The sequence below is a fragment of the Streptomyces spongiae genome (assembly GCF_009377185.1).
GTDB classification, from domain to species: domain Bacteria; phylum Actinomycetota; class Actinomycetes; order Streptomycetales; family Streptomycetaceae; genus Streptomyces; species Streptomyces spongiae.
Genome location: NZ_VJZC01000786.1, coordinates 1 through 3,772, shown reverse-complemented (window position 1 = coordinate 3,772; position 3,772 = coordinate 1). Strand labels below are relative to the sequence as shown.

The window sequence follows — 3,772 nt, the reverse complement described above, 5'->3', positions numbered from 1 at the left end:
ACTCGACCTGCGCACCTTCAACGGCCGCCACCCCGTCGAACTCATCGGCGGAGTCCGCTTCCCCGCCATCGGAGAACTCCCGTACCTGCTCACCCTCGCAGGCCACGGCTTCTACTGGTTCCGGCTCTCCCGAGTCGCTCCCCGCGCCCGCCGAGAAGTTTGAGCGAGCCCGAAAGGACGCGTCATCATGGCGAAGACCGAGACCGTTTCGCTCCGCCCGAGGGGCCTCGACAGCATCCACCCGATGGCCTCGCTCAGCGGGTTGCTGCGGGAGTGGCTGCCCCGGCAGCGCTGGTTCGCGGGGAAGGACCGGCCCGTCACCGATGTGACGCTGCTGTCGATGACGGAGCTGTACCCGGGCTGTCTGCATGTGCTGGTCCACGCCGAGCACGCGAGGCCGCGCACGCCCGGTGACACCTCCCCGTCCGGTGACTGTTACCAACTCCTGCTGGGCGTGCGGGAGCATCTGCCGCCCCGGCTCGCCGGTGCCTTCATCGGACGGGCCGAGGACGGTCCGCTGGCAGGTCTGGCCGTGTACGACGCGTTCCACGACCCGCGGTCGGCGGCGCTGCTGCTGGAGCGGCTGCGGCACCCCGGGACGGCGGGTCCGCTGGCCTTCGAGAGGGACCCGTCGGTGCCTCTGCCGGCCGCGCTCGCGCCGCGTCTGCTGGACGCGGAGCAGTCCAACTCCTCGATCGTCTACGGCGACGCGTTCATCCTGAAGGTGTTCCGCCGCATCCAGCCGGGCGTCAACCCGGATCTGGAAGTGCCGTCGGCGCTGGCCCGGCAGGGCTGCGCCCGCGTGCCCGCCCCCGTGGCGTGGATCCGCACCACACGGCCGGACGCCACCCTCGGCGTGCTCCAACCGTTCCTGCCCGGTGCGTCCGACGGCTGGACCCTGGCCCTGCGGGCACTCGCCGAGGGCCGGGACTTCACGGCGGAGTCGTACGAGCTGGGGCAGGCCACGGCCGAGGTACATCTGGCGCTGGCCACGTCCTTCCCCACCGACCCCCGGAGCGAGAACGGGCCCGTCGCGGCCGCGATGGCCGAGCGCCTGACCGCGGCCGCGCACTGCGTGCCCGCCCTCCAGCCGTACGTTCCCGGGCTGCGGACGGCGTTCGACACGTTCGGCGCGTGCGGTGCCGGCCGCACCGTGCAGCGGATCCACGGCGATCTGCACCTCGGGCAGGTGCTGCGGGCGGACCGTGAGTGGTTCGTCATCGACTTCGAGGGCGAACCGTCCCGTCCGCTCGCCGAGCGCCGCAGCGTTCAGTCGCCGGTGCGCGACGTCGCCGGGATGCTGCGCTCCTTCGACTACGCGGCCCGCACACGGCAGCCGTGGCACCCCGAGTGGGCGGACCGCTGCCGCGATGCGTACTGCGCGGGCTACGCGGACGGGGCGGGCTCGGACCCGCGGGCGGAGCCCCAGTTGTTGCGCGCATACGAAACCGACAGAGCGGTGTACGAGGTCGTCTACGAGGCCCGGCACCGCCCCGACTGGCTCCCTGTACCGATGGCGGCGATCCGGCGGCTCGCCACCCGAGGAGGCTGACATCGTGGCCCTGCGTGACCCCTCTCGCTCCGCGCACTCCCAACCGGCCGAAGCCCTGCGGCCGGGCGGCAGATCCGGCCATGACCGCCGGAGGCCGGCCGGCAAGCACAGCTCGGCCGGCCGCCGGGGGCACACGGGCAGATCCGACCCCGGCCGCCGGGAGTCGGCCGAGGCCGCTCCTCTGGACGGGGCCGACCGGGCGCGTCTGCTGTCGGGGTCGCACCACGACCCGCACGCGCTGCTCGGCGCGCACCCCGGTCCCGACGGCGTGACGTTCCGGGCCCTGCGCCCGTTCGCACGCGGGGTGAGCGTCGTGGTCGACGGTCGGCGCACACCGCTCGACAGCGAGGGTGACGGGCTGTTCTCCGGCGTCCTGCCGCTGGACGCGATCCCCGAGTACACGCTGACGGTGTCGTACGACGGCGCCGAGTACGAGGTACACGACCCGTATCGCTTCCTGCCCGCGCTCGGCGAGTTCGACCTGCACCTCATCGGTGAGGGACGGCACGAGCAGCTGTGGAAGGCGCTGGGCGCCGAGCCGATGGAGCACCAGGGCGTGACCGGCACCCGCTTCACGGTGTGGGCGCCGAACGCTCAGGGGGTCCGGATCGCCGGGGACTTCTCCCACTGGGACGGCACGGCGTTCCCGATGCGGTCGCTCGGCTCGTCGGGGGTGTGGGAGCTGTTCCTGCCCGGGGTCGGCGAGGGCGAGCGGTACAAGTTCGAGATCACGACCCGGTACGGCGCCCGGTTCCTCAAGGCCGACCCGATGGCCCGGCGTACCGAGACCCCGCCTGCCACGGCGTCGGTCGTGACGGCGTCGCATCACACGTGGGACGACCACGAGTGGCTCGCGCACCGCGGCGACCCGCCCGTGCACGAGGCGCCGTTCTCCGTGTACGAGGTCCATCTGCCGTCCTGGCGCCCCGGTCTGACATACCGCGAACTGGCCGAGCAACTGCCCCCGTACGTGAAGGACCTGGGCTTCACGCACGTGGAGCTGATGCCGGTCGCCGAGCACCCGTTCGGCGGCTCGTGGGGCTACCAGGTCACCGGCTTCTACGCGCCCACGGCCCGGCTCGGCACCCCCGACGACTTCAAGTACCTGATCGACCGGCTCCACCAGGCCGGCATCGGTGTGATCATGGACTGGGTGCCGGCGCACTTCCCGCGGGACGACTGGGCGCTGGCCCGGTTCGACGGGTATCCGCTGTACGAGCCCGGCGACGCCCGTCGTGCCGATCATCCGGACTGGGGCACGTTCGAGTTCGACCTCGGGCGGACCGAGGTGCGGAACTTCCTGGTCGCCAACGCGGTGTACTGGTGCGAGGAGTTCCACATCGACGGGCTGCGTGTGGACGCGGTGGCGTCGATGCTGTACCTCGACTACTCCCGCGAGGACGGGCAGTGGGTGCCGAACGCGTACGGCGGGCGGGAGGACCTCGACGCGGTGCGGTTCCTCCAGGAGATGAACGCCACGCTGTACCGGCGGGTGCCCGGCGTGGTGACGATCGCGGAGGAGTCCACCGACTGGGGCGGGGTGACACAGCCGACGGACCGGGGCGGTCTGGGCTTCGGGTTGAAGTGGAACATGGGCTGGATGCACGACTCGCTCGGCTACATGGCCAAGGAGCCGGTGCACCGCAAGTACCACCACAACGAGATGACGTTCTCGATGGTGTACGCCTACAGCGAGAACTACGTGCTGCCGATCTCCCACGACGAGGTGGTCCACGGCAAGCAGGCCCTGGTGTCGAAGATGCCGGGCGACTGGTGGCAGCAGCGGGCCAACCACCGCGCGTACCTCGGCTTCATGTGGGCCCACCCCGGCAAGCAGCTGCTCTTCATGGGGCAGGAGTTCGCCCAGGGGGCGGAGTGGTCGGTGGACCACGGGCCCGACTGGTGGCTGACGGACCCCGCGTACGGGGCGGAGGCGGACCACCGGGGTGTACGGGACCTGGTGCGTGACCTGAACGCGGTCTACCGCGAGACTCCGGCCCTGTGGCAGCGGGACAGCGACCCCGGTGGGTTCCGGTGGGTGGTGGTGGATGCCGCCGAGGACAACGTGTTCGCGTTTCTGCGGTTCGCGGCCGACGGGGCGCCGCTGTTGTCGGTGTCGAACTTCTCGCCGGTGGTGCGGCACGGGTACGGGCTGTGGGTGCCGGAGGGGGTGGCGGCGTGGGAGGAGGTGCTCAATACCGATGCCGGGCGCTATGGGGG

At 71.7% G+C, this 3,772-nt stretch carries 3 protein-coding genes; all 3 read left to right on the top strand.

Annotated elements, in window-relative coordinates; all coding sequences use genetic code 11:
• Window positions 1-163: alpha-glucosidase C-terminal domain-containing protein (locus tag FNH08_RS46715; RefSeq protein WP_194238858.1), on the top strand; the 163-nt coding region annotated here is incomplete at its 5' end.
• A gap of 24 nt (window positions 164-187) precedes the next feature.
• Entirely contained in the window at window positions 188-1,552 is a 1,365-nt protein-coding gene (locus tag FNH08_RS46710; RefSeq protein ID WP_152777879.1) for a maltokinase N-terminal cap-like domain-containing protein, read from the top strand.
• Between the two features lie 4 nt (window positions 1,553-1,556).
• On the top strand, window positions 1,557-3,772 hold a 2,216-nt coding region (gene glgB, locus FNH08_RS46705; RefSeq protein ID WP_322726548.1), incomplete at its 3' end, for a 1,4-alpha-glucan branching enzyme.